This is a genomic window from Sphaerimonospora cavernae, assembly GCF_042435035.1.
In the GTDB taxonomy this organism is placed as follows: domain Bacteria; phylum Actinomycetota; class Actinomycetes; order Streptosporangiales; family Streptosporangiaceae; genus Sphaerimonospora; species Sphaerimonospora cavernae.
Window position 1 is genome coordinate 189024 of sequence record NZ_JBHMQT010000003.1, and the last position, 24298, is coordinate 213321.

Consider the following 24298-nt stretch of genomic DNA (forward strand, 5'->3'; position numbering starts at 1 on the left):
CGGTGGAGCCCACCCCGGCGTCGTTCGCGCGGTTCCCCGTCGTCGCCCGGCCCCGCCCCGCCTGCGCCCCGCTCGACGCCCGGGTGAGCCGCCTGTGCGAACTGGCCCGCACCGCCGACCGGGACGACGACCAGACCACCGCGTCGGCCGTGTTCAACCAGGCCGCGCTGCTGGCCAGCGACCTCGACCTGCCCGACCTGGCACGGGAGTGGTGTCACCGGCACGCCGACCTCTACCTGCGCGCCCGCCCCCTGACGGGGCGGGCCGCCCAGCACGCCCTCGAACCCCTCGTCAACCTCGCCCGCCTGCACATCCGCGCCGGCGACGGCGACACGGCGTTCCGCCTCCTCGACAGCTTGTACGAGGCCCTCGCCGCGCGCACCGACACCGTGATCGAGGGGATACAGGTGCCCGCCTCCGAGCTCACCCCCACCGACGGTGATCACCGAGAAGTCCTGCGGTGGCTGTGGACCGTCCACCTCGCCGACGGCACCCGCGCCTTGACGACCGCAGGCCGCTGGCAGGACGCCCTCAACCACCTCCGCCACCGAAACGGCATCGGACAGCGTATGCTCGACGGCCGCCAGGTCGCCGTCATTGCGCACGCAACCGCCGATGACGTAGGCACCGCCCGCGCCCTGCTGGCGGGCACCGAGCCTGGCGAGCCCTGGGAGGACGCAGTCACCGCTTGCCTGGCCGCGCTCTGCGAGCCCAGACGGACCCAGGGCGAGGCCCTGGACGTGATGCTCAACCGCTACCGACGGATTGACCAGACCACGTCCGGCCTGGTCGTGTTCCGAACCCGGCTGGGCCTATCGGTTATCGACGCCGCTGGGGGAGTCGGGCGATCGGAAGGGCGCGCCGTAGCCGTCACCTTGATCACGGGGGCTGTAGCGTCCGCGGACGGCTACGCCGCACGGGAGCTGCTCGACCATCCCGGGTGCGCGGCCTTACTGGAATCGGAGCAGGCGACCGCCCTCACGCGCGTGCTTCAAGCCAGCGCGCTCGGCCGGCGGCGACTCCCGGAGCGTCTGATGGCGAAGCTGTCGGCTGCACTGGATATGAGCGACACGGTGATCACTCGTACGCTGGGGGCGGCCCCCAAGGGGGCTGAGAGAGCCTGACGCGGCGGTGCACGGCGAAGACGACCTGCCGGACGGCACGAAACCACGACTGTCGCACCTTCTCCGCCCGCACGGCCCCTTGACCTGCCGTGCTACCCCTTCCCCGACTTCGCTTCTCCGCGGCTTTCGTGCGTCCGGGCTCACGCGGTGTCGTCGGCCCTGGTTCCTCGTCATGCGCCGAGCAGACCACGGAATGTGGAGAGCGGAACAGTGAGAGGATTGCGAGGGTGACGGCAAGAACCAGTGACATCGAGAAGGCGGCCGGGGTGCTGCGCGCCGGAGGCCTGGTGGCCTTCCCAACCGAAACCGTCTACGGCCTGGGCGCCAACGCCGAGGACCCCGCCGCCGTCACGCGCATCTTCCAGGTCAAGGGGCGCCCGCCCTCCCACCCCCTGATCGTCCACATCGGCGGTGCGGAGCACCTGGGCGACTGGGTCGAGGACGTGCCCGCGACGGCACGCCTGCTGGCCGAACGCTTCTGGCCGGGGCCGCTCACGCTGGTCCTGCGTCGCGGTCGCCGGGTGCCCCTCGAGGCGACCGGTGGCCTGGAGACGGTGGCCGTGCGCGTGCCCGACCACCCTTTCGCACTCGCGCTGCTGTCGGCCTTCGGCGGCGGCATCACGGCCCCGTCCGCCAACCGCTTCGGCTCGGTCAGCCCCACAACGGCGAACCACGTCCGTGCGGAGCTCGGCGACGCCGTCGACTTCGTGCTGGACGGCGGCCCCTGCGAGGTCGGCGTCGAGTCGACCATCGTCGACGTCACGGGCGAGATCCCGAGCGTCCTTCGGCCCGGCGGGGTGACGCGCGAGGACCTCGAAGCGGTGCTGGGGTGCCCGCTTGCGGTCCACGCGACGAGCCGCGTTCGGGTGCCGGGCCAGCATCCATCACACTACGCGCCGCGTGCGCGGGTCGTCCTCGTCGAGCCCGAGAAGGTCGTCGCCGAAGCGGAGCTCGCGCAGGAGCTAGGGCACCAGGTGGGCGTCTTTCTTCCCCCCTCCTTCGCCGACGCTCCGGTGAAGGCGCACGCCGTGGTGGCGGTGCCCGGCTCGATGGCCGCCTACGCGCGCGGGCTGTACGGGTTCCTGCGCGAGCTCGACCAGCGGGGGTGCGACCTCATCGTCGCGTCCTTGCCGGTGGAGGAGGGGCTGGGACTCGCGATCGCCAACCGGCTCCGCCGCGCTGCGGGGCCCCGGGCCTCCGAGTGACCGGCACCGACGCCGTTCGATGTTCCTGCCGGAGCGCCCACCGGGTCCCAAATGCACGAAGGTCGTGCCCGCCCTGAATAACCGTCATGACCGGGTCTGCCAGGGATTGGTGGCGTGCCCTGGCTGCTCCCGGACGCGGGTGCCGGGTGGATTCGTGACGGGTTCGGCTGGGCGCTCACCGGTCTGGCAGACCAGGCGCAGTTCGTCAGTGATCATGGTTGCCCCGTGGCACCTCTCGCAGTCTGCGGCGAGGGCCAGGCCGGCGTGAGGTACGGGATAGGGAGCGTGACCGGCTCCGGGGGCCATGCGCGGTGTGACATGGGCTGTGCAACGGCTGGCGGAGCTTCGGTCACGCTGCGGAGTCGGCGGTGACTTCGAGGCCGCGGGCTGCTACCACCTGGGCGCTGCCGTCGGCCAGGCGGTAGCACAGGCCCACGACGGCGACCTGACCGGCGTCGACCCGTTCGGCGAGCACCCGAGAGCGGTCCAATAGCAGGTCAACCGTGTGCCTTATGTGCTCAGCCAGGATCTCGTCGGCCTTCACGCGACCTGCGGCCCGCGCCGCGAGCACGCTGGGCGTCACCCGCTCGACTACGTCCCGGACGTACCCGGCCGGCACCATCCCGTCCTCCAGCGCGGCGCGCGCGGCGCTCACCGCGCCGCACGAGTCATGGCCGAGGACCACCACCAGCGGGCAGTCCAGCAGGTCCACCCCGTACTCGATGCTCCCCAGCACCTCCATGCCCATCACATGGCCCGCGGTGCGCACCACGAACAGGTCACCCAGGCCACGATCGAAGATGATCTCTGCGGCCAACCGGGAGTCGGAGCACCCGAACAGGACGGCGAACGGGCGCTGGCGCGGTGCGATCTCGGCGCGGCGTGTCGCGTTCTGGTTCGGGTGCTGCGGGGCGCCCGTAACGAAGCGCTGGTTACCGGCGAGCAGCAGTTCGAAGGCTTCCGTGGGAGTCAGGGACTTGATCTCGGTCACGACCGCAGCCTAGGCCAAGCCCCCCGGCAGTCGCGCTGCCGGGCCTCGCTCAGCTGTCTGGCAGCTGTTCGATCTTCTTACAGCGAAGTCCTGCAGCCCGGGCCCGCATCGACTGGCCGGTGTCGAAGGTGATCAGGGTAACGGGACGGCCTGCCAGCACTTTGATGGAGACGGCCTGGTCGACGATTTCGTCATCGTTGATGGGAAGACGTACATGACCTCGCGAATCGACGACGACTTCGACGGTGACCTGTCCCCGTGGAATACCGCCGGTGTTCAGGGGTGAATAGTCCTCGGGCCGGAGTTCCGCGGCCTGTGTCGGTTGGACAGTAGCCGGTCGAGCACAGCCAAGGTGTGCCGTGCTCTCCACCGCGTATGCCTGTCTTTGGACTGTTTGAGATCGTCCAGCTCGTCAACCACGACCATGGGCACCAGCAGGTGAATTGGCTCGTCTCGGAGCTGAAGGAGGCCGGCGAGGTCGAGGTCTTCAACCTTGTCGTCATGGTGGATGAAGAAGCTGGTATCAGGCACCACGAAGACGCCTGAACGCGACCAGCGCTCGATCTGCTCGGCGAGGCGCTGAGCAGCTAAGCCAAGACCAATCTCTCGATCCTCCAGTTCTGTGGCGATGAGCTCCCTCATCCGGTCGGGGGGCAGCGAGGAGCCGTTCATCGCTTGCAAGGTCCAATACCGCCTGGTCAGAACAAGCTGGTCCAGATCTTCGGCACTGATGTGGTGCCGCAGGATGTAGACCGCGTTGTCCACCCAGTTGAGATAAGCAGCGTGGAACTGCTGAGAGTGCAAGTCCAAGGTGCCTGACCTGCGTACTTCACTCACACGCGAATACACGTCCTGCAGCGCTTTGAGCGCGTTCTCCCGGTTCCCGCCGGGCGGTAACTTGACCGGCATGCCCTGATCTTTCCATGTCGGTCTGACGACGTCTAAGCTTCCTGAGTGAACAGCGTGCTGAGGAGCTTCTCGGTCCTCGCGCTCAAAGGAGCTCCCAATCCGCTGAGGCGCTGCCGGAGCAGCTCTACCGTGCGGCGAGCCTCATCCCTGCGTTTGAGGCGTAGCTGAAGGCGGGCGATTCGGAGGTATGTCTCCTCAGCATCGGGGTCCAGCGCGCGGGCCCTTTCGAGGGCCTCCAATGCCTGTTCGGGGTCCTCCTCGGCGTGATGCTCAGCGAGCTGGGTCAGAAGATCGGCTTGCGACCGGGTCAGCGGGTAGCGGTGTTCCTCGATCCACTCGGTCTCCAAACCTTGCGCGAGCTCCCCTCCGCACAACTCGGCGGCCTTCGTGAGAGCTGCCAGTTTGGCTGTGGGCTCGGACACCGCTCTGACCTCATCCAGAGCGGCCTGGTAATCCCATAGATCGATGCTTACCAGCGCTGGGTCGATGCGGTAGGTTGCGCCCTCCTGGGTCGTGGATGCGTTGATGAAGGGTGCTCTCTTCCGATCGCGATTCTCGTAGCCGGATGCGGTGACCAGAGCATTACGAAGGTGGCGCAGGGTGTTGTGCACGTCCTTGCCCGTGTCGTCGGGCCACAGGGCGGTCGTGAGCCGCTCGCGTGTCACGCCGTCGTCATGGAGCGCAAGGTAGACGAGCGCGTTGAGCTGCAGCCAGCCCAGTTCGAGCGGTTCGGACCGGCCGCTTACGTGAACGGTGAGTGGGCCGAGGATAGACAGGCGAACCAACTGCGGACCATCCCAGGAGGCCGGCGCTGGCTTGCTGGACGAAGGCTCCTCCGTAACGCCCACGTCCTCTGCTGGCAGCAGCTCTTTCAGGTGGGCCGCGGCCTCGCATTCGGTGACGTGGAAGAGCTGGGCGCCGGCCATCGCTGCGGCGAGGCGGCCCGTGACGTGGACGACATGGTGATCGCCACTGAGCTCGCAGGTCGTGCCGCTGGGCCACTCGCCCAAGAGCAGCGCTCCGACTCCCGCTGTCGTGCGAGAGACCAGGGGCGCTGACACCCGGTCGAAGACCTCGTCGTCGACCTCTGCGACCAGGACAACGGTCGGTAGAACCTCTCCAGGGTCCTGCTCTCGCAGTTCCTCGATGTCCGATGCCTCGCGTTCGAGTAGCATCCGCGTCCGGGTGAAGAAAGTCTGCTCGAAGTGCTTGAGAGCGCCGTCCGCCGTGCTTGTGATGACCAGCCCTGGGAAAGAGGCCGCAAGCCGACAAAGTTCGTCGGCCGGAACTCCGAGCAGGCTTTCCGCCAGTTCGCCACACACCACGACCTCGGCCCGGAAGTTGCTCGATTGACGGAGCACTTCGAGGATGAGGTAGCGGGCGACATCGTGAGCGCCATCGCCGATCAAGCCAAGGCCTGGACTGGCGAGTCTGATCTCTACCGCCGATCCGTCAGCGCGTCTCCCGACGGCGAGATCTTCTGGCGCATCAATCGACTGCGCCTCCTGAAGCAGTTCAGCATCCGAGGGAGGCTTTTCTCCCCGCTCTGTGAAGCTCCGTAGATGAGCACGTCGCAACTCCTCAACCGCCGGGTCCGGCTTCGGCTCGGGCGTGATCTCCACGGGTTCCGCTATCGACGGCGGGACATGACGACGGCGGCGGCGCAGCCGATTGGAGAGGTAGGCCGTGCTGATGCCTGCCGCATAACCCAGCGCAACCAAGGATCCCGAGCTCAACTCAACTACGCTGTGGTGCTCCCGCTCGGCGACTGGTGTCTGTGCGGGCGAAGCGGCCGCGGGAGCCGCGTTCCTGACGGGCTCGGCAGTGCTCCTGACGGCGGGAGGCTCTTCCCGCTCGGCCTTCCTGGCCTGCTCTGGGAGTCGAAGCTTCCAACCTGGGCGGATAACGCCCGGGTTGGTGAACCTGTGTCCTCCCGGCTGGGCGGATCCGGCATTGAGCTTCCAGATCTTCTGCCACCGGCCTGGGCTGCCCAGCTTACGGTCGGCGATTTTCCAGAGGCTGTCTCCCTGCCGCACGCTGTAGACCTGCTCATGGGCTGGCACTGGTTTGTCAGCTACGACTTCGCCGAGAGCGTGCACCGGCGCCATAGCGATCACGGGAGGTGGAGCAGCGTCCACGGCGGCCATCGCGGCCGGCGCAACGGCAACGAGTGAGGCAGAAGCCACGAGGTAGGCCGCCAGGCGTTGCAGCGTACGCAGACCGGGTAGCCGGGGCTCGAATCGCCGGCCAGCGACCCGCGCTCCGATCTCGACAATCACCGAGGTTGAGAAGAGCGCCCATGCTCCCCAGGCGAGGAACTCCAGAACGGCGATGAACAGTGTGCCGTCATCACGAGCGGTCAGCCTGTCGAGGACTTCTTGCAGGTTGGGAATGTGATCGGGAAGAGGTGAGCCAGCGAACCGATAGAAGACGACGGGGAAGCCGGCAACAGTGCCGATGAGCACAATCGTGGCAGCGAGTGCGCGTGGCAGACGGGAAAGTGTCATCGGCTGGGCCTTTCGACGCCGGAGACAAGATCAGCGGTGGCGGTGGCGGTCATCGACACCGAGGAGATTCCAACGAGGGAGAGCAGCCACGTCGGCTTGGTGACCGTGACCCGCACTCGGATCGAGTTCGGGCCGTCGATCCCTACGGTTCCGTTCTGGCCAGTAGCCGACAGGTATGCCCGAGCTGCTCGTACGGCTGCGCCGCGATCGACGACGAAATCTTGACCCTCGTATGCGGCAGCTCGATCGATCTGCCCTGCACCGGCGCGGGCCGCTTCCTCGGCGATGCCCACGGCTTCCCAACCCGCCCGCAGCTTGGCTCCACCATCCACAGCCAGGCCGACGAAGAGCATGAGGACTGTGATGAAGATGAGGGCGTACGGCGTTATTGATCCGCGCTCGGCATCGCCGGAGAGGAGAGGGCGCATCACGCCTCCCTTGCCATCAGTGTCGTGGGGTCGAGCCCCAACCTCGTGCTCCGGGTCACCGTCGAAGGGCCTTCAGAATTCGCGAACCCGAGAGTTCTTCCTCGGTAAGGGTCCAGGGGGCTGGTGAAGGAGGCCCGCCTCACGACGCTTCCGGGGAGACCGGGGAATGCCACGTCATCGAGAGGCACGGAGCACGAGACGGTCGCCGTGACCGCGGCTGGCCTTCCTACCAACCGGCCGAAGCCTGCGGTGTTCACCTGGACGCTCACAGAGGTGCACCTGACGCCTCGGCTGCTCAGGGAATCGCGCGCGCTCGCAGTGGCTCTCGCTTCGGCTTCGGCGGCAGATCGTGCGATGGATGCCTGGCGAGCCGCGTCACGTGCCGCGGCCTCCACTGCCGCTGTGGCGACCGTGATCCTGCCACCGGCGATGGCGAGCAGGACGACCAAGACGATGGCCGTGATGGCGAGCATCGCCTCCACGGTGGCACTGCCGCGTTCCGTCATGAGGTCCGTCCAGGGCTCGTGAAGCGCTCAACCGCTCCTGCGGCTTCCTCGGTCACCTGAATCGACGGGAGGAAAGGGACCAGGGAGAGCGAGCGGCCCCGTACGGTCACCCGGACGGTCGTCGCATCCCCTCCGCTGGAGGCGCTGATGGCGTGGAGGAAGCCTCCGGCGGTCCGCTCCGCGTATCTCCTGGCGACGGCCGCGCCTGCCGTACGGGAAGCGCCGTCAGCCCGGGCGGCGCGGACGCCTTCCTGAGCAGCGGCGAGCGCGACCGACTGGGCGAAGAACAGCAGGCACAGCTGCATGCAGGCGAGGATCGTGACCATGACGACGGGCAGTGCGATCACGACTTCTGCGCTGATGATTCCTCGCTCATCGTTGACTCTGGGCACGCCGCATCGACTCACAGTTTGATCGAGTTGGCCTTGTCGATGATCTTCGCTGTCACGATGCCCATGACCGTGATTGCTACGAGGACGAGCGCGGCAATTATGATCATCGCCTCGGCGGACATCGCGCCCTTCTCCGGATCCTTGCGCAGTTGGTCGAGCCTGTTTCGGAGGAGTCCGCTGAGGGCGAGCCAGGGAGCAACCTCCGGCGGCAGCAGCTTGGACATGTCGATCTCCTCAGCTCATGATCCGGTAGACGGCAGGAAAGCAGACGAGCACCAGGAATCCGAACACCGAGATGCCGATGGCGATGGGCATCTCGCCGGTGCGGCTGTTGGCCCGCGCCCTGGCATCGGTCAGTGCGGTGGTGCGCATGGACTGGGCCTTGGCCAGCAGCGTGGACAGCACCTGGACCCCCTCGGTACCGGCGTCCTCGGCGATGTCCGCAAGCTCGGAGAGGTCCGGGATGCCCACCTGCTCCCCCAGTACGGCGAGGCCCCGCCAGGGTTGCTCGCCCGCGCGCCTGGCGTGCTCCAGGACCTGGGCGATCCGGCCGAACACCCAGCCCGTGCACACCTCTGCCGGCGTCTGGAGCGCCTGGGTAGGGCCCGCCCCGGCGGCCCGCTCCAGCGCGACCATGTCGAGATAGGTGGCCAGGGCGGTGCGGAACTCCTGGCGGCGTTCACGCGCCTGCCTGCGAGCGGCGTAGTCGGGCAGCAGAGCGAACAACACTCCGAACAGCACGCCTGCCCCGGTTGGCACCGCCCAGGGCAGGGGAAGGCCGGCCACCGCGCACAGCAGGCTCAGCGGGAGCGGCAGGAGCAGTCCGAACAGCAGAAAAGCGACGCGCTGAACGGTGAAGCGCTCAACGCTGATCCCGAGGAGCGCGAGGTCGTCGCACGGTACGGGAAAACGCGCCATGCGCGCGGTGAGCCGACGGCTGAGCCCAGGACGGCGAACTCCGTCGAGTCGTGCGAGAGCGGCGTCCAGGCGCGGAGGAGCAGGGAAGAGCTCTGCCGCGACAATGATCAGCCCGAGGCCGACCAGCGCTCCTGCCGTCACAGCCGGAAGATTCATCGCCCACTCCCGTGATCTGCGAGAAAACGGTGGCCGACAGCGACGCGGCCGAGGCGGTGCAACCAGCACAGCGCCGCCCCGTAGAAGGTGGCCACGGCCGCCAGCACGGCCTGCCCGACCGGCGTCCCGAAGGGGGCGGCGTAGGACCCCTGGATGACCGCTACCGCGGTGAAGGCGACGACGATGCCGATGATCCAACGCACGGTCGTTCGGTGCTCGGCCCGAGCGGCTTCTACCTCCCGGCGATCGGCCACATCCCTGGCGACCAACTCGGCCAGCTGGTGCAGTACGGCGCTGGCTCCCTTGCCCCGTCTCCGTGCCACCAGGATGAGGGCGGCGGCGATTCGGTCCCCGACGGGATCGTCCAGTTCGTCTGCGAAAAGCCGGAGTGCCTCCTCCGTGGGCATGCGGGCCACGCGGAGCCGACGCACGAGCGACGACACCGGGCCTGCGATCGCGGGCGGGACGTTGCGGGCGGCACTCTGCTCCAAGGCCTGCTCCAGTGCCCGTCCAGCCACGAGCAGATCGGCGAGACGACGAGTCCACAGCTCCAGTGCCTCAAGCTTGCGGATCTGCTGCGCGGCGATGCGTCCGGTCAGCACGCGCGGCAGGGCGAGTACGGCAGCCGCTGTGGCACATGCGGCGACGGGCCACCCGGTCACTCCGAGGACGGCGACCGCAGCGGCGATGGAGCCCAGGATGAGCCGCTGCCGTGAGATCAGGAACATGCGCACGGTCAACCACCGGGCAGGCGGGCGTACTGGATCACTCGCTCCCCGGCCGCCGACACCGATGGCGATGCAGACGGCTCCGGCCTGCACGGCCGAGACACTCAGTCCGATGAGCAGGGCAGGCGTGTTCACCGGACCTCCCATATCGCGGCATAGGGGTCGAGGAGCGCAGGGTCGAACCCTGCGGCTTTCAACCTGGGCAGGCACTGGGGCGTGACGTTCGGGATGGCGCGACCTCCTGGCCCGGTGGGGCTGAAAACGTGGTTGCGACTGGGCGTCTCGCTGTCGGCCGGCGGCATGACCTCAAGGACCTCGGAGACGAAGCGGCTGTTCGTCGACGGATCCATGCGCAGGTGTACGACCAGGTCGATGGTCTCCCCAGTGTTCAAATGGATGACGGCGGGTGGGGTCTGGGCACCCACGCCACGGGTCCACAGCATGACGATCCGGTTGAAGATCTCCTCGGTGCCGTCGGCGTGGATCGTGCACATGGAACCGGGATGACCCGTATTCATCGCCTCGAACATCGGGATGATCTCGTCAGAGCGCACCTCGCCGATGAAGATCCGCTTGATGTTCTTGCGCAGGGAGTGCGGGATCAGGTCGTTGAGGGTGACCGCCCCGGCGCCTTCGGAGTTGGCCTGGCGGGCCTGGAAGGCGATCACGTTCTGGTGGCGATGCTTGAGCTTGTCCAGGAACAGTTCGTAGTCGGACTCGAGGGTGGCGAGGCGCTCGGCCGGATCGATGACGGAGGCGAGGGCCCGCAGCATGGTCGTTTTGCCGGCGGCCGTGCCGCCCGTGATCACGATGTTCAGCCGTGCCAGCACGGCGGCGCGCAGGAAGGCACGCAGGCTACGGTTGATCGTGCCGAGCTTGAACAGGTCGTCGAGGGTGACGTCGACCAGGCGGTGGCAGCGGATGCTCGCACACGGCCGGGGAGTGACGGTCATGGTGGCGCTGAGCCGTACGCCCACGCCGTCGTCTCCGTCCCCCGGTTTCAGCGCGGTGTTGAGCAAGGGATTGGCGGCGGAGAATTCGCGGGGGTTGTAGCTCTTGTGCAGCGCCCACATCTGGATCATCTTGATCAGCTCGTCGTCGGTGCTGGCCACGGCCGGCCCACGCTCACATGTGCCGTCGCTGTAGGTGACCCAGACCTCGTCGCAGCCGTTGATGTCGATGCTTTCGACCCGGCTGTCTCTGACGTACGTCGTGAGCACGCCGAGTTCGAATCGTTCGTCCAGGACAGCCTGCACGAGCCGGCGTTGGGTCGCGAAGCTTACGGCGTCGCCCTCGGACAGCCGATCGTGGGTCCACTGATGCACCCGAGCCTGGATCACCTGCCGTGCCGCATCCCGATCCTCCGTGTCCTTCAGATCGTCGGCGATTGACGCGGTGACGTCGACCACCGCTTTCCGAAACGCTTTGTCGTCGAGCTCGTCGACGGGACCTGCCGTACGAGGGAGCAACACGGGATCGCCCGAGTCATTGGTAGGGCGGGGAGGCCAGGCGCCGCTCGGTGGCCATGCGCTCATCGCGACACCGCCTCGTCGCCAGCCTCCTGCAGCTTGCCGAGATGGCTGCGCATCGTCAGTGCAAGGTCAGTGGCTCCGCGTATCAGCGGTGCTCGGTTGAAGGAGGGCCCGGCCCGCTTGCCATCGGACAGAACCGCGGCCGACTTCGGATCCCACGGGATCGCCCCGATGACGGGCAAGCCGTACAGTGCCTCGCTGATCTGCTTGGCGGTGTAGTCCCCCTCACCGATGAGACAGATCGCGACCGGAACTTCGGCGCCCACGTGACGGCCGAGCGCGTCGAGTCGGGGCCGAGCGTCCGCAACCTGGCGCAGAGAAGGACGTATCAACATCAGGGCCAGGTCCGAGGCTGCGATCAGCCGCATCGGGGCGTCGGGACCGCCGATCCGGCCCACATCGAGCACCACGTCGACGACGCCGTTGGTCGCTGTCTTGAGCACACTCGCGATCGCGTCCCATGCGGCCTCCAGTTGGACCGAGTGACGTGGATCCCTGATGCCAGGCAGCAGAAGCCACGCCAGAACGTCCTGGTCAAGCGAGACGACGTACTTCCACAGCACTCCGGGGTCAGGATCGTGGGCGATCGCCAGCGCGAAATCCAGCAGGTTGCCCGGCATGCCTTCGATTTGGCCCGTGAGGAACCCCTGAATGACGCTGCCGCCCTTCGGGTCACACTCCGCGAGGAGAGTTCGGCCTCCCCAGGCGTAGGTGATGGCCAGAGCGGTGGTGGTGATGCCCGGCGAGCCGCCCGGGCTCATCAGCGTGTAGATCGCCATTCAGGTCCTCCTCGGGTTGAGAACCATGGCGACCGGACCCTCGGCGGCCCGGGCCGCGAGGTCGGCGCCCTCCGTGCCGTTGACGATGAGATCGACCACCATCAAGCCGTCGGTGTCTGGCCCTTTCACCTGATCGACGACGGCTTCGATCCGCGGTGTGGCAGCCGCTTTGGTCGTCGGTACGGCCTGGCCGTCCGGAGCGGCGACGACGAGAACCGAGTCTCCCGGGCGTAGTCCACGGGCCGGCAACCGGCTCGGCTTCACCGCCACGGGGACAAGCTGCTGACCGCCCAGCGGGGTGAGGCGGTCGGTGAGCAGCTTGGGCTGCACGAGCATGCCCCCCACGAGGTCGACGGCTGCTCGCATCCCGATCACGCGCCGAAGCTCGCGAGCGGGGACAGTCGCGACGAGGTCGTCGACGCCCACCAACGTTGTGGTGACGTCGTGCGCCGTCAGTTCCTGGCCGAGTGGCACATCGCGGGTGACCACGAGGACCGGTACGCGATCAGTGAGGCCGTTGACCGTGTGGTAGCCGAGCACTCCGCCGCCGGCGACGACGAGCACGCCAAGGAGCAACCAACCTCGGCGACGCTGTCTCGGTTGTGCCGGAAGATTCGGCAGCTGGGCCGGCGGAACCACGCCGTCGCCGGCGCGCTGAGGAGGGGCAGGCACGGACTTGCGGATCATCGATGACTCCTCTTGATCAACGCCTGGCCTTCGGCGATCCTCAGCGGGAAGGTCATGGAGGTCGTTCTGGGGGTGAGCGTTCCGCCCGCGCCGCCGGACCCGGTCCAGGTGGCCGTCCAGACGACGGTGACGCTCACCCGGTAGTGCGAGCCGCGCATACCCGCGCTGGAGCGGGTGAACAGGTATGAGCAGTCGCTCTTCTGTCCGCTTGCAGGCTTCGACGGGTCGTACGGGGTCCCCGGACCTTCACAGGCGAGCGTGGCTTGGCCGGCGCCTGGACGGACGACCAGTTTCGTCGGGGTCGCGACGGCCTCGGCCCAGACCGGCCCGGCGGTGACCCTCTTGCTGATCGGGTGCCACTGGTCTCTTTCCAGCCAGAAGAAGTGCGGGAGACCGACCAGGCCGTCCTTGCCAAGCGGCGGGGCGGTGGCAACCCGCGGGGCAGGGGGCTTGAGTTGCCGGAGCGCCTCCTGGAGCAGCATCTCAGGGGTTACGGCAGGGGTGGCCGGATCCGCAGGAGTGACTCCCTGGAAAACGTTCCGCTGACCGTCGGGCCCCTTGTCGCACTGGAGATAGCTGATCCCGTTCGCGCCGCCGATCGTATGGCAGTTGGTCAGGCTTCCATCACTGCTGCTGTTGTCGTCCGAAGGCTGACTGGGCCGCTCTTGCTGATAGCGGCTATAGACAACCCAGCTGTCTCCCCACGGGTGGGCGCCGTGGTCGTCGTCGGAAGGCGTGTGGCCTCCGACGACGAAGGCCACGAGCAGCGGGCTCAGCGTGAGGGCGGCGTGCATGCCGCCTCCCCGATGCTCAGACCCGTGAGACGCCACCGCCCATCTGACGACTGCTCCAGCGCGGCCGTGACGTTCGCCGTCGCCTGCTTGGTCGTACCGGGGATGAGCTGATGAGTGCGCCGATCGGCCATCCCCGCCCCGGACGTGTCCTGGCAGTCGGTGACCTCCGCACGCTTTTCACCGATACGCACCTCCTTCACCCGTGGGACTACCTCGCCGTACGGCTCCTGGCCCTGTTCGGTCATCTGGCGAATGCCGCCAACGAGATGATCAAGATAGGTGCCCTGGACATACGGCTTGAGCAACACGCGGGCCTCTTCCGGAGAAGATCTGCCAGCGGCGGAAAGAACCTTCCAGTACTCAACGTAGGTATTTACAACGGCGTCGTGAGGCCTGACGGCTGACGGCTGGACAACAACCGGAGTTGGAGTCCCTGAAGCGGGGCGAGGCGGCAGGACGGAGCCATCCCCTGCCTGGCAGGCTGCGACGGCGAGAGCCACCGCCAGACAGGCAGCGCCTCCCCATAGCCGGCTGCCCGGCGAGCGCATCACCATGAACTCGCGCCTTTACTCTTCGCAATTAAATGATTGCGTACAGTAGCTTAAGCATGCGGCAAAGGAGATATCAAGGTTCTGTGGGTGCGACCTGATGCAGGGCCAACGAAGAATATGGAGCGCCAGGTTGCCTACGGCACCTACCCCAACTGCTGTGGGGAGTTCAGCCGTAGGCGGGTATAGGACCGGTCCACCATCCAACGTTGGTTAGGTCGTCGATGAGCCACCGGTATGCGATGGCGGTGGCGGGCTGGTCCAATCCGGTCGGAAGCGAGGCTAGCTGGTCGGTGGGCTGGTAGAACGCCGCGCGGCGGTGCCGGAACAGGGCGGCAGAGGCTTCATCGCGCAACGACTGGGGTGCGGAGGCGAGGGTGAGGTCGACGCGGGGTGTCGCGGTCGAAGCGCCAGGGTCGGGCTTGAGTGTGTAGTAGAGCGAGTCGTGGTCGCCGGGCCCGCCCTCGTCCTCCATGATGACGTGGCCTTCGACACGGAGGGGGAGGGTGCTGTACCGGCCGAGTGCTGCACCGAACTGCGGGAAGTTGGCGTCGACAAGGTCACGGTAGCCGACGAGGGCATCGCGGAACACGTCGGTGAGGATGGTGAGGGTCAGTTCGGGTGAGTACTCGCGCCACCGCCACTTACCAAAGCCCGCCCGATCCGGCAGAGGTCGCGGGGATTCCAAGTGGTCGGTGGTGATGGTGTCGAGGCGGGCGTGGATCCAACGGATGTCATCGGAGTCCAAGCGAACGCTTCCGCTCATCCACGTGGAGCGGACGGAGAGGTTCACCCGTTCCATCATCTTGTCCGTGGCGTTCCGGAGGTCGGCGGCGGAAATGACGGTGGGCGGGCGGCGGTGATGCTGGAGCCGCATTATGTGCTGGGCGAGGAGCCATAGGCGCTCGGCCTCCAGCGGGGAGCCATCGGGGAGGGGCAGGCGCCGCTGACGCAACAGGGGAGCGAGCGGGTGTCGGATGCGGTCGCGGGCCCACTGCCAACGGCCGAGATCCCCCGCCGGGACCTCGAACTGTGTCGACCTGTACCAGCCGTCGGCTCGCGCGCTCTCATACGGTTCGAGGGCTACGGGAACGAGGTCGGGCGTGACCGTGTTGCGCGCCTCGGTGAGGATCATGCCGTCACCAATAAGCCGCGCCCCCCACTGGACCAATTGGCCGTCATGGTGGCGAGCGAGTTGGGGACGACAAGCACCAAACCCGTCCAGAAAGGCTTCGAGAGCGTCACGCAGCCACCGGCCGACACGCACTGCCGGATCCGTCTCGTCCTGCCGCCCGGGGGCGGGCACCCAGGTTGTTGAGGCGGCGTCCCACGCCCGCGCCGGACTGGCGGTGCGGACGGTCTCGTCGAGGACCCAGGACGCGGCGGCGGGGTTGATGCGCGCCAGCTTGAGCATCCAGGCGTCGGCGGCCTGCCGATCGCTGGTCGTGACGGTGTAAGCGATCGCGTACCTCCACAGCGGGAAGGACGCTGCGGACGCCGCCTCCTCCACCGCGACGATGCCTTTACGCAGGGCTTCGGCACCGAAATGCTGTTCGAAGACCGGCAGCGCGAACCGCAGGCCATTGTCATCGGCCACGACCAGGCCGCTATCGGTGAGCGGCCAGATTTGAGGCGTGGCGACGCCCAGAGCACTGACCGGGATCCCGGCCTGTGTGGCGATAACACGAGCGGCCAGCAACGCGAACAGGTTCCAAGTCTCCGCACTGATCTGTGGCCGTTCCCGGTCGATGATGGTCGCGGCCATCTCCGACAGCAACCGGGTCGGCGACACCCTCGCTGAGCGACCGCTGGCCAGGCGGGCCGCCAGGGCGAGCGTGAGCAGCGGACTGGTCAGCAGATCATCAACCTCCCGCGTCCACAATCCAGGAGGAACCTCGTCTTGGAGGATCTGCCGAATCAGCTCCGCTCCGTGATCGGTCGGCCAGGGGGCGACGTCGACGCGCTCGCTCTGGTCGATTTGCAGGCCGGGCCGACAGGTAGCCAGGATCCGCATCCGCGGCCAAACCACGACGAGTTGCCGCGCCTCATCCAACAGGCGGGTCGCGGTTGCGGGCGGCAGCCAGGTCAGGTCATCAAGGACCACCCGGCACGGCCGCCACGGATCCCCGCCGATCGCGTTGGTGACCACCGATTCTAGGCTGGAGCCGAGGGTGCGGGCTTCCAGCCACACCGGGATCTCCACCTGTTCGTCATCGGCGGCGACCTCAAGGCCCTCGTCCCACCAGCGGGACGCCTGCTCGCTCTTCCCTGCCCCCATAGGCGCGACGAGCACCCGCACCTGGCCCTCCGGGACGACCACCGCCGGCGGCGGGTGCTCGGCCATCCACCCGAGCAGCGCGTCCTTCCGGAGCTCAGGCACAGGCGCCAGCCGAATCCGACGCCGCGCAAGGGACTGGCGAGCAGCGAGCTCCAGTGCGTCGCCTCGCGTCCGGGACCGGGCCGAGAACGGCACCACGGTGGCGACCGCCTCAACCATCTGGTCGAGACCGAACGACACATTGATGACCTCCGCAGCCTCGGCATCGTTCAATGCGGCCGGGGCCGCAGCCGCCGCATCGCACTGCTGCACCTGGCGGCGTTTCCATTCCCGTAGCAGGTCGGCCGGGTAAGACTCGGGGGCGTCGTCGATCTCCTTGGCGTGTGCCTGACACATTACGATCAGGTTGTCGACGCTCGCGTTCTCCTTGGCCGACATGTGCGGATCCCACCGCGGGCCGCCCTCGCTGCGCGCGTGAACGTGCGCGATCTCGCTGTTCAGGATGCGGCAGCCCGCCTGTTCACTTGGCCGGTACAACGGCTCACGGCACCCGTCGAAGCCGCACCAAAGAGCACTCCCGTACAGCTCACGGACCGTCCTGAGCGCAGGTTTGGGATGATTAATCGGCCGTCGGCGCGCGGGAACATCGCTCACCCACCCAGTCTGCCGTCTCGACGGCCGCGCTGGTTCTCGTCGGCCTAATGGATGGCCCGTCAGGGCGTCGGTTGCCACAGGCCGTATGCCCGGCGCGCTTAGAAGGAAGATCCGATCATCGGCCGAAGAGGACGACAGCTGCTTGGGTCCCGTCGTCCGCTACAGCCGATCAAAGACCGTGGTGCGGCAGCCGGTGCGCCTGCTCACCCCGGACAGGCCCGCAGCGCGCATCAGTCTGGCCATCCGCTTGCATCCGATGCAGATGCCGGCGATCTCGCACGTTCGTCCGCCAGCAGGTTCTCTGCCGTACCGGGCTCTTCGGTTCCCTCGAGGTCCGCTGCACTCTCTGTTGCGGTGGCGTTCTGGCCGCGTGTTCCCGAGTAGAACGTTTCCCCATCGAAGGACGTAACGCCGATCGCATCGAGGTTTTGGCATGCCCGACCGGGGTTGGGCTTCGCAGGGAATTCGTGATCAGATTGTGCCCGAAGCGGACGGCCTGAGATGACCCGTATGTCACGAAAGTCGCCCACGTCATCGTGCAGACTGATCAGTGGCGATCGAGGTAAGGGACGGAAGGACCGAGGGTGGGAGACGATCCACGCGTCCGCGGTCTTGCAGACCACTCAGCGAACTTCGGCTTCCTGCTTCAACACGAACCGCTCCTGGTGGTCTATGGAGCGGGCGCGGAAGCAATCGTCTTCACCGATCCCAACGGCGCTCTCGTCAAGTGCCGCCAGTTCATCGAAGTGCTCACAGCCGTCATGGTCCGGGCCACGGGGATCCCGGTGGCCGGCCACGACTTGGTGGATCGCATCAACGCCCTGAGCCGCGCTGATGTCATCACGCCCAACGTGGCGAACGCCTTCCATGAGATCCGACGGTCGGGCAACGCGGCCGTGCATGCTCACGCCGCTCACGTACCCACAGCCCTGCGGTGTCTCGAACGCTGCTTCCAGCTCGGTCTGCTGCTGCATCGAGCAATCACAGGGCAGCGAGAGCTCGCCGCCTTCGTGCCCCCCACGCCTCCGACGTCCATCACCAACGCTGACCTCCTGGCAGAGCTGGAACGCCTCAAGACCGACCTGGTCGAGGCCAAGCTTGTGCTGGACGGCACCCGAACCCGGGAACAGGCCGAGGCGGTAGCCAAGCGAGCGGCCGAGGAGGAACTCGCCCGCGCCCGGGCCGAGCGGGATGCAGTCGCGGCCCAGGTCCAAGCTCTGGAAGCGCAGCTCGGCACCCTCAAGTCGGAGTTCGAGCGCAAGACCGCCACGCCGGTGAGGGTTCGCCCGACGACACGAGAGGCCATCGCGCAACGGGCTCGCCAGGGTGCGCCGCTCACCGAGGCCCAGACCCGGCGCAACATCGACCAGATGCTCACTGAGGCTGGCTGGGTCGTACAGGACCTGGCGTCTCTCGACCTTGGTGCTGGACGCGGTGTGGCTGTCCGGGAGTTCCCCATCGGTCGTAAGCGTGCCGACTACGTTCTGTACGTCGATCACAAGATCGTGGGCGTCATCGAAGCCAAGCGCGAAGGAACGCCGCTGACCGGTGTCGAGTGGCAGTCCGGCGACTACGCTGCCGCTATTCCCGGCGATTACCGGATGGCGGTCTGGCGGCGAGATGAGCCGTTGCCGTTCCGCTACGAGAGCACCGGCATCGAGACGCGCTTCACGTGCACTCTCGATCCAGAGGCACGGTCGCGGGAGGTGTTCTCCTTCCACCGCCCCGAGACCATTGCGCGGTGGATGACCGAGGCCGAGGAGAAGCCCGAAGCCCCCACTTTCCGGGCCCGGCTCCGCGCCATGCCCGACCTTGACACCGATGGCCTACGCCCTGCTCAGACCGACGCGATCAAGGGGATCGAACGTCACCTCAAGCAGAACCGCCAGCGGGCCCAGGTCCAGATGGCAACCGGCGCGGGGAAGACCTTCACCGCGGTCACACTCGCCTACCGGCTCTTCAAGTACGGCGAAGCCAAGCGGGTCCTGTTCCTGGTGGACCGGAACAACCTGGGCGACCAAGCGGCTGCCGAGTTCGCCCGCTACGTCACCGCCAGCGGACAGACCCTCGGTGAGGACTACAACGTCCAGCGGCTGTCGGGCGGCACCGTGCTGTCATCGGCCAGCGTGGTGGTGACCACGATTCAGCGGCTCTACCGCGCGCTGACCGGCCAGCCGCTGCCGGCCGGGGATGCCGACGATCACGATGTGGACGACTTCGAGCCACCGCGCCCGATGGACGCCGTCTACAACAAGGACCTGCCGCCCGAGACCTTCGATCTGATCGTCGTCGACGAATGCCACCGGTCGATCTTCGGCCGGTGGCGGGCGGTTCTCCAGTACTTCGACGCTCCCATCGTCGGCCTGACCGCTACCCCCACCGCGCAGTCTCTCGCCTTCTTCGGTGAACCGGTCAGCGAGTACACCTACGAGCAGTCGGTCGCCGACCGTGTCAATGTCGACTTCGCGGTGTTCCGGATCAAGACGAAGATCGGAGAGAGCGGCTCGACGATCCCCGCGCTCGACGAGGATGGCAGCCGGACCGTCGTTCCCAAGCGCGACCGCCGCACTCGCATGCAGTGGTACGAGGAACTGGAGGAGGACTACACCTACACGGCCCAGGAAATCGGCCGTTCGGTGGTCGCCAAGGACCAGATCCGTACAGTGATCGAGACCTACCGGGACCGGGTCCTGGCCCAGATGTTCCCGAACTACACCGAGTCGGTCCCCAAGACGCTCATCTTCGCCCAGGACGACTCCCATGCCGACGACATCGTGCAGATCGTGCGCGACGTGTTCGGCAAGGGCAACGACTTCTGTGCGAAGATCACCTACAAGTCGAAGCTGGCCGGTGACAATCCGAAGGACCTGCTGCAGCGCTTACGGACCAGTCCGGAGCTGCGGATCGCGGTGACCGTCGACATGATCGCCACTGGGACCGACGTCAAGCCCCTGGAGTGCGTGTTCTTCATGCGCAGCGTGAAGAGCGCCGTCTACTTCGAGCAGATGAAGGGCCGCGGCTGCCGCACCATCGATGCCGACGACTTCCAGGCCGTCACCCCTGATAAAGGTGTCCGGGCCAAGGATCGCTTCGTCATCGTAGATGCGGTCGGGGTCACCGACCACCCCCTGTGCCAGGCCACCCCGCTCAACCGCGACCCACAGAACCGGCTCAGCCTCCGGCAGTTGCTCTCACGGGCGGCCAAGCTCTCCCTGGACGAGGACCAGACCGCGACGCTGGCCTCTCGACTGGACGCCCTCGACCGCCAGATCACCGATGCCGAGCGAGACGAGCTCGCCCACGTCGGCCAGGGCACGAGCCTGCGGGACCTCGTACGGCGTCTCGCCGCCGCTGTGGACACCCAGGGGCTGACCCAGGCCGCAGATCAGGGTGGAGAGGAAGCGGTGGCCGAGCGACTTCGGGATGCCGCCCGGCCACTGGCAGAGAATCCTGAGCTTCGCGACCGGATCATCGATATCCGTCACCAGCACGACCAACTGATCGACGACCTCAGCCGCGACGAGACCACGCACGCGGAGGAGGTACCTCGCGAGCAGATCGCGCACCTGGCGGTGGAGTCTTTCCGTACCCACCTTCACCAGCATCGCGACTCCATCGCACTGATGCAGGCGCTACAGGGGAGCGGCACGGCGCGGATCTCCTGGGCCGAAGTGAGCGAGCTGGCGCGTCGAGTTGAGCGGATCCCGCTCGTTGGAAACATCGTCCACCTATGGCAGTGCTACGAGGAATCCGGCGTGCGTGTCACGGCGCCGAAGCACGAGGCCAAGCCCACCGATCTTGTCTCCATCCTCCGGTACGAACTGCAACTCGACTCCGAGTTGCGCCCGTTCCGGAGTATCGTCGAGGAGCGGTACGCCACCTGGCTCGCCAGGCACGAGGCCGCAGAAGGCCCCTTCTCCCCAATCCAGCGCTGGTTCCTGGACCGGCTGTGCGAGATCGTCGTGAACAGCGCCGAGATCGCCGATGACGTCCTCGAATACGCACCGTTCGACCTGCGCGGAGGCGAGGATGGCTTCTACGATGCCTTCGGCGCCCGCGCTGCGACCATCCTCGGCGAGCTGACAAGGGAACTCACTGCATGACCAACCTTCCCCCTGGCTGGGCACATGCAACTCTCGGCGATATTGCCGACACCACCCTGGGCAAGATGCTTGATCGAAAAAAGGGTACCGGCAAGCATCTCAAGCCATACCTGCGCAACTTGAACGTCCAATGGGGCAATATCGATCTCGACAATGTCCTCATGATGGACATCCCTCCAGAAGAGGAGGAGATATTCCGGTTGAGATCAGGTGATCTCCTTGTCTGCGAGGGTGGGGAGATCGGACGCTGCGCGATCTGGACTGATGATGGCACAGAGATGTTCTTCCAAAAGGCGCTACACCAGGTTCGACCCCTCGGTGGAATCTCTCCTGATTATCTGAGGTTTCTTCTAGAATGGCTGAGCGACGAGGGGGTACTGCTTGACTTTGCGACAGGCACTACGATCAAGCACCTCCCTCAAGAGCGACTGCGGCGTCTTCCTGTTCCGCTTCCACCGTTAGCCGAGCAGCAGCGAATAGTTGCCAACTTAAAAGATCACTTCTCACGCCTCGATGTCTTGGCCCAGGCCATCAAATCCAGCCAGAAGAAGATCAGAGAGCTCGCCAAAAAGATCATTATCGATGCGGTTTCCGTTGCGGGAGATCTAGATTGGAAATGGATCACTGTTGGTGAAGCCGGCGAGGTAGATCTCGGGCGTCAACGTCATCCTGACTGGCACTCGGGCCCCAACATGCGCCCCTACTTGCGGGTCGCCAACGTCTTCGAAGACCGCATCGACACGTCGGACCTGATGGAGATGGACTTCCCCCCAGACATCTTCGATCGTTTCCGGCTTACCGAAGGAGACATCCTCCTTAACGAGGGGCAGAGCCCTGAATATCTGGGCCGTCCCGCGATGTACCGAGGCGAGCCTAAGGATGTCGCCTTTACCAACAGTCTTCTACGGTTCCGAGCAGGGCCCGAAGTCGATCCGGAATGGGCGCTGCTCGTCTTCCGGCGCCACATGCACGCGGGTCGCTTCATGCAGGAGACCCGGATCACGACCAACATCGCCCACCTGTCAGCCAGTCGATTCAAGTCCGTGGAGTTCCCTGTACCACCACTCGAAGAGCAGCGCGAGATCGTGAAGCAAGTCGCAAGGAAGCTCGCTGATGTTGGTCTCCTTGCCTCGCAAATCCGACGTGTAGAGGAACGCGCTAAAGCGCTTCGGAGCAGACTGCTCGCCGACGCGTTCAGCGGCCGACTGGTGCATCGGGACCCGACCGAAGAGCCCGTGGCGGAGCTGTTGAAGCGAATCCAGACTCAACGTGAAGCTCTCCGAGCCAAACGGCCACGCCGTACGGCTCGCGCAAGCCGTAGGGGGGCGGGTGATCTGGCACAGAAGGATGCCGGAGGAGACGGCTTTACAGGCGCCGAGCCCCTGTCGGTGCCGTCGACTACGGTGGGCGCCAGCCATACAGGTAAACAGGAAGACTTGTTCCAGCAAGAGGGGTTGACCGCGTGACTACGCTCACCGAAGAGCCGGCGGAGATGCCGGACACCGAGTCGCGCGAGACGGCAGCGCTCACACGTTCGCTTGTGGACAAGCTGTGGAGCTACTGCGACGTGCTCCGGGACGCGGGCGTGCCTGCGATCGACTACGTCGAGCAGCTCACGTACCTGCTGTTCCTGAAGATGATGGACGAGCAGGAGAAGAAGCTTGCGCGCAAGGGCAAGCCGAATCGGGTCCTGCCTGTCGGCATCGATTGGGACACTCTCGCGAGCAAGAAGGGTGAGGAGCTCAAGAAGTACTACGAGCACGTGCTGGAGGACCTCGGCAAGCGCCCTGGCACGTTCAAGCTCATCTTCCTCGGCGCCCAGAATAAGATCCAGGCGACCGGGCTACTGGAGCGGCTCATCAAGGACCTGATCGGCAAGACTCAGTGGTCCAAGGAAGGCGTGGACGTCAAGGGTGACGCCTACGAAGAGCTACTGTCGCGCAGCGCGAGTGACGTCAAGTCGGGCGCGGGGCAGTACTTCACGCCGCGTCCGCTGATCCGCGCCATGATCGATTGTGTGCAGCCCACGCCGGAGGACACCATCGTCGATCCGGCCTGTGGCACTGGCGGCTTCCTGCTGCTGGCCAACGAGTACCTGCGCCGTGAATATCCGATGGAGTCGCTCAACCCCGACCAACGCAACCGGATCATCCATGGCCAGGCGTTCCACGGAGTGGAGTTGGTGCGGGGCACGGCGCGCCTCGCGGCCATGAACATGCTCACCCACGGGGTGGTTCCGAGCGGCAACGAGGAGATCATCGAGGTCGGTGACGCTCTACTCAGCGAGCCAAAGGTCCGGGCATCACTCGTACTGGCCAATCCGCCGTTCGGCCAAAAATCGGCGATCACAGTCCTGGGCGAGGACGGGAAGGTGGTCAAGGACGAGGCTGTCTACTCCGGCCGCGACTTCTGGGTCACGACGAAGAACAAGCAACTCAACTTCTTGCAGCACATCGCCAAGCTGATGAAGATTGACGGTCGCGCTGCCGTCGTCCTCCCCGACAATGTGCTCTTTGAGGGGGGTGCCGGCGAAACGATCCGGCGCAGACTCCTGAAGGAGTACGACGTCCACACGCTACTCCGTCTGCCAACCGGCATCTTTTATGCCGGCGGGGTTAAGGCTAACGTCCTCTTCTTCGACCGCAAGCGTCCATCAGAAACGCCATGGACGTCCAAACTGTGGGTGTACGACTTCCGAACCGGCGAGAACTTCACACTTAAGCAACGGCCACTGCGCCGCGAGCACCTGCAGGACTTCGTCGACTGCTACATGCCCGGGAAGCCGCGAGACGAGCGGACACAGACCGAGCGTTTCAAGCCGTTCTCATACGAGGAGCTAGTCGAGCGAGAGAAAGTCAATCTCGACATCACATGGTCACCGGCTAGCGATGAGAATGCAACCGCGCAGCTCTCGGCGCAAGAGATCGCACGCTCGATTGCCCAAGACTTGCAATCCGCGCTAGCACAGATCGAAGCTGTCATCAACGAGTTAAGCGCAGATAATTAGAGTGCGCAGGGTCGTTTCGAAGAAGTTTATGCTGCTTAATTTAGAGTGTGAT

At 66.2% G+C, this 24298-nt stretch carries 22 protein-coding genes; 6 read left to right on the forward strand and 16 right to left on the reverse strand.

What is annotated here, in order from left to right; all coding sequences use genetic code 11:
• Nucleotides 1–2 precede the first annotated feature (2 nt).
• Both ACFHYQ_RS01365 and ACFHYQ_RS01370 read left to right on the forward strand, forming a co-directional pair.
• Nucleotides 3–1124, forward strand: a complete 1122-nt coding sequence (locus tag ACFHYQ_RS01365; RefSeq protein ID WP_394299191.1) for a hypothetical protein — start codon at nucleotides 3–5, stop codon at nucleotides 1122–1124.
• Nucleotides 1125–1351: 227 nt separating this feature from the next.
• Nucleotides 1352–2329 carry an L-threonylcarbamoyladenylate synthase gene (locus tag ACFHYQ_RS01370; RefSeq protein ID WP_394299192.1) on the forward strand — a complete coding sequence of 326 codons (978 nt, stop codon included), beginning with the start codon at nucleotides 1352–1354 and terminating at the stop codon, nucleotides 2327–2329.
• An 84-nt stretch (nucleotides 2330–2413) separates the two neighbouring features.
• Here the strand turns inward: ACFHYQ_RS01370 and ACFHYQ_RS01375 are convergent, their stop codons facing one another.
• The 6 genes from ACFHYQ_RS01375 to ACFHYQ_RS01400 form a co-directional block, all read right to left on the reverse strand.
• Nucleotides 2414–2545 carry a hypothetical protein gene (locus ACFHYQ_RS01375; RefSeq protein ID WP_394299193.1) on the reverse strand — a complete coding sequence of 44 codons (132 nt, stop codon included), beginning with the start codon at nucleotides 2543–2545 and terminating at the stop codon, nucleotides 2414–2416.
• Nucleotides 2546–2678: 133 nt separating this feature from the next.
• Nucleotides 2679–3320: a carbonic anhydrase gene (locus tag ACFHYQ_RS01380; protein WP_394299194.1), complete on the reverse strand. Its 642-nt coding sequence runs from the start codon at nucleotides 3318–3320 to the stop codon at nucleotides 2679–2681.
• A gap of 276 nt (nucleotides 3321–3596) precedes the next feature.
• A complete protein-coding gene (locus tag ACFHYQ_RS01385) occupies nucleotides 3597–4229 on the reverse strand; it encodes a PIN domain-containing protein (protein ID WP_394299195.1) in 633 nt (210 codons plus the stop codon).
• 32 nt (nucleotides 4230–4261) lie between these two features.
• On the reverse strand, nucleotides 4262–6736 hold the full coding sequence (locus tag ACFHYQ_RS01390; RefSeq protein ID WP_394299196.1) for an AfsR/SARP family transcriptional regulator: 2475 nt from the start codon (nucleotides 6734–6736) through the stop codon (nucleotides 4262–4264).
• Complete coding sequence (locus tag ACFHYQ_RS01395) at nucleotides 6733–7164, reverse strand: pilus assembly protein TadG-related protein (protein ID WP_394299197.1); 432 nt, start codon at nucleotides 7162–7164, stop codon at nucleotides 6733–6735. The genes ACFHYQ_RS01390 and ACFHYQ_RS01395 overlap by 4 nt, the downstream gene beginning before the upstream one ends.
• The gene (locus ACFHYQ_RS01400) at nucleotides 7164–7613 is read right to left on the reverse strand and encodes a hypothetical protein (RefSeq protein ID WP_394299628.1); all 450 of its coding nucleotides are present in this window, start codon (nucleotides 7611–7613) and stop codon (nucleotides 7164–7166) included. Before ACFHYQ_RS01400 ends, ACFHYQ_RS01395 begins: the two co-directional genes overlap by 1 nt.
• Here ACFHYQ_RS01400 and ACFHYQ_RS01405 point away from each other — a divergent pair.
• The gene (locus ACFHYQ_RS01405; protein WP_394299666.1) at nucleotides 7567–7692 is read left to right on the forward strand and encodes a hypothetical protein; all 126 of its coding nucleotides are present in this window, start codon (nucleotides 7567–7569) and stop codon (nucleotides 7690–7692) included. The genes ACFHYQ_RS01400 and ACFHYQ_RS01405 overlap by 47 nt on opposite strands.
• On the opposite strand, the gene ACFHYQ_RS01410 is transcribed toward ACFHYQ_RS01405, so the two are convergent.
• The 10 genes from ACFHYQ_RS01410 to ACFHYQ_RS01455 all read right to left on the reverse strand — a co-directional run bounded on the left by ACFHYQ_RS01410 (nucleotide 7667) and on the right by ACFHYQ_RS01455 (nucleotide 17019).
• Nucleotides 7667–8077, reverse strand: coding sequence for a TadE/TadG family type IV pilus assembly protein (locus ACFHYQ_RS01410; RefSeq protein ID WP_394299198.1), 411 nt, complete (start codon nucleotides 8075–8077; stop codon nucleotides 7667–7669). The two genes, ACFHYQ_RS01405 and ACFHYQ_RS01410, sit on opposite strands and share 26 nt — an antisense overlap.
• A complete protein-coding gene (locus tag ACFHYQ_RS01415; protein WP_394299199.1) occupies nucleotides 8074–8286 on the reverse strand; it encodes a hypothetical protein in 213 nt (70 codons plus the stop codon). Before ACFHYQ_RS01415 ends, ACFHYQ_RS01410 begins: the two co-directional genes overlap by 4 nt.
• 10 nt (nucleotides 8287–8296) lie before the next feature.
• Entirely contained in the window at nucleotides 8297–9136 is an 840-nt protein-coding gene (locus tag ACFHYQ_RS01420) for a type II secretion system F family protein (RefSeq protein ID WP_394299200.1), read from the reverse strand.
• Nucleotides 9133–9999, reverse strand: a complete 867-nt coding sequence (locus ACFHYQ_RS01425) for a type II secretion system F family protein (protein ID WP_394299201.1) — start codon at nucleotides 9997–9999, stop codon at nucleotides 9133–9135. Before ACFHYQ_RS01425 ends, ACFHYQ_RS01420 begins: the two co-directional genes overlap by 4 nt.
• On the reverse strand, nucleotides 9996–11399 hold the full coding sequence (locus ACFHYQ_RS01430; RefSeq protein WP_394299202.1) for a TadA family conjugal transfer-associated ATPase: 1404 nt from the start codon (nucleotides 11397–11399) through the stop codon (nucleotides 9996–9998). Before ACFHYQ_RS01430 ends, ACFHYQ_RS01425 begins: the two co-directional genes overlap by 4 nt.
• Nucleotides 11396–12175: a CpaE/TadZ family protein gene (locus ACFHYQ_RS01435; RefSeq protein WP_394299203.1), complete on the reverse strand. Its 780-nt coding sequence runs from the start codon at nucleotides 12173–12175 to the stop codon at nucleotides 11396–11398. The genes ACFHYQ_RS01430 and ACFHYQ_RS01435 overlap by 4 nt, the downstream gene beginning before the upstream one ends.
• On the reverse strand, nucleotides 12176–12862 hold the full coding sequence (locus tag ACFHYQ_RS01440; RefSeq protein WP_394299204.1) for an SAF domain-containing protein: 687 nt from the start codon (nucleotides 12860–12862) through the stop codon (nucleotides 12176–12178).
• Entirely contained in the window at nucleotides 12859–13656 is a 798-nt protein-coding gene (locus tag ACFHYQ_RS01445) for a hypothetical protein (protein ID WP_394299205.1), read from the reverse strand. Before ACFHYQ_RS01445 ends, ACFHYQ_RS01440 begins: the two co-directional genes overlap by 4 nt.
• A complete protein-coding gene (locus ACFHYQ_RS01450; protein ID WP_394299206.1) occupies nucleotides 13635–13964 on the reverse strand; it encodes a hypothetical protein in 330 nt (109 codons plus the stop codon). The genes ACFHYQ_RS01445 and ACFHYQ_RS01450 overlap by 22 nt, the downstream gene beginning before the upstream one ends.
• A gap of 409 nt (nucleotides 13965–14373) precedes the next feature.
• Nucleotides 14374–17019 carry a hypothetical protein gene (locus ACFHYQ_RS01455; protein ID WP_394299207.1) on the reverse strand — a complete coding sequence of 882 codons (2646 nt, stop codon included), beginning with the start codon at nucleotides 17017–17019 and terminating at the stop codon, nucleotides 14374–14376.
• A gap of 782 nt (nucleotides 17020–17801) precedes the next feature.
• On the opposite strand from ACFHYQ_RS01455, the gene ACFHYQ_RS01460 reads away from it, so the two are divergent.
• Genes ACFHYQ_RS01460 through ACFHYQ_RS01470 form a run of 3 tightly spaced genes read left to right on the forward strand, consistent with a single transcriptional unit; the run spans nucleotide 17802 to nucleotide 24246 of the window.
• The gene (locus tag ACFHYQ_RS01460; RefSeq protein WP_394299208.1) at nucleotides 17802–21239 is read left to right on the forward strand and encodes a DEAD/DEAH box helicase family protein; all 3438 of its coding nucleotides are present in this window, start codon (nucleotides 17802–17804) and stop codon (nucleotides 21237–21239) included.
• Nucleotides 21236–22705, forward strand: a complete 1470-nt coding sequence (locus tag ACFHYQ_RS01465; RefSeq protein WP_394299209.1) for a restriction endonuclease subunit S — start codon at nucleotides 21236–21238, stop codon at nucleotides 22703–22705. Before ACFHYQ_RS01460 ends, ACFHYQ_RS01465 begins: the two co-directional genes overlap by 4 nt.
• On the forward strand, nucleotides 22702–24246 hold the full coding sequence (locus tag ACFHYQ_RS01470; protein WP_394299210.1) for a class I SAM-dependent DNA methyltransferase: 1545 nt from the start codon (nucleotides 22702–22704) through the stop codon (nucleotides 24244–24246). Before ACFHYQ_RS01465 ends, ACFHYQ_RS01470 begins: the two co-directional genes overlap by 4 nt.
• Nucleotides 24247–24298: the final 52 nt, after the last annotated feature.

Bases quoted from the DNA above. Each gene is read 5' to 3' on its own strand.
- ACFHYQ_RS01440 (WP_394299204.1), bottom strand. From the start codon at position 12,862: ATGATCCGCAAGTCCGTGCCTGCCCCTCCTCAGCGCGCCGGCGACGGC.
- ACFHYQ_RS01390 (WP_394299196.1), bottom strand. From the start codon at position 6,736: ATGACACTTTCCCGTCTGCCACGCGCACTCGCTGCCACGATTGTGCTC.
- ACFHYQ_RS01375 (WP_394299193.1), bottom strand. From the start codon at position 2,545: ATGATCACTGACGAACTGCGCCTGGTCTGCCAGACCGGTGAGCGCCCA.
- ACFHYQ_RS01415 (WP_394299199.1), bottom strand. From the start codon at position 8,286: ATGTCCAAGCTGCTGCCGCCGGAGGTTGCTCCCTGGCTCGCCCTCAGC.
- ACFHYQ_RS01395 (WP_394299197.1), bottom strand. From the start codon at position 7,164: ATGCGCCCTCTCCTCTCCGGCGATGCCGAGCGCGGATCAATAACGCCG.
- ACFHYQ_RS01430 (WP_394299202.1), bottom strand. From the start codon at position 11,399: ATGAGCGCATGGCCACCGAGCGGCGCCTGGCCTCCCCGCCCTACCAAT.
- ACFHYQ_RS01385 (WP_394299195.1), bottom strand. From the start codon at position 4,229: ATGCCGGTCAAGTTACCGCCCGGCGGGAACCGGGAGAACGCGCTCAAA.
- ACFHYQ_RS01435 (WP_394299203.1), bottom strand. From the start codon at position 12,175: ATGGCGATCTACACGCTGATGAGCCCGGGCGGCTCGCCGGGCATCACC.
- ACFHYQ_RS01465 (WP_394299209.1), top strand. From the start codon at position 21,236: ATGACCAACCTTCCCCCTGGCTGGGCACATGCAACTCTCGGCGATATT.
- ACFHYQ_RS01445 (WP_394299205.1), bottom strand. From the start codon at position 13,656: ATGCACGCCGCCCTCACGCTGAGCCCGCTGCTCGTGGCCTTCGTCGTC.
- ACFHYQ_RS01420 (WP_394299200.1), bottom strand. From the start codon at position 9,136: ATGAATCTTCCGGCTGTGACGGCAGGAGCGCTGGTCGGCCTCGGGCTG.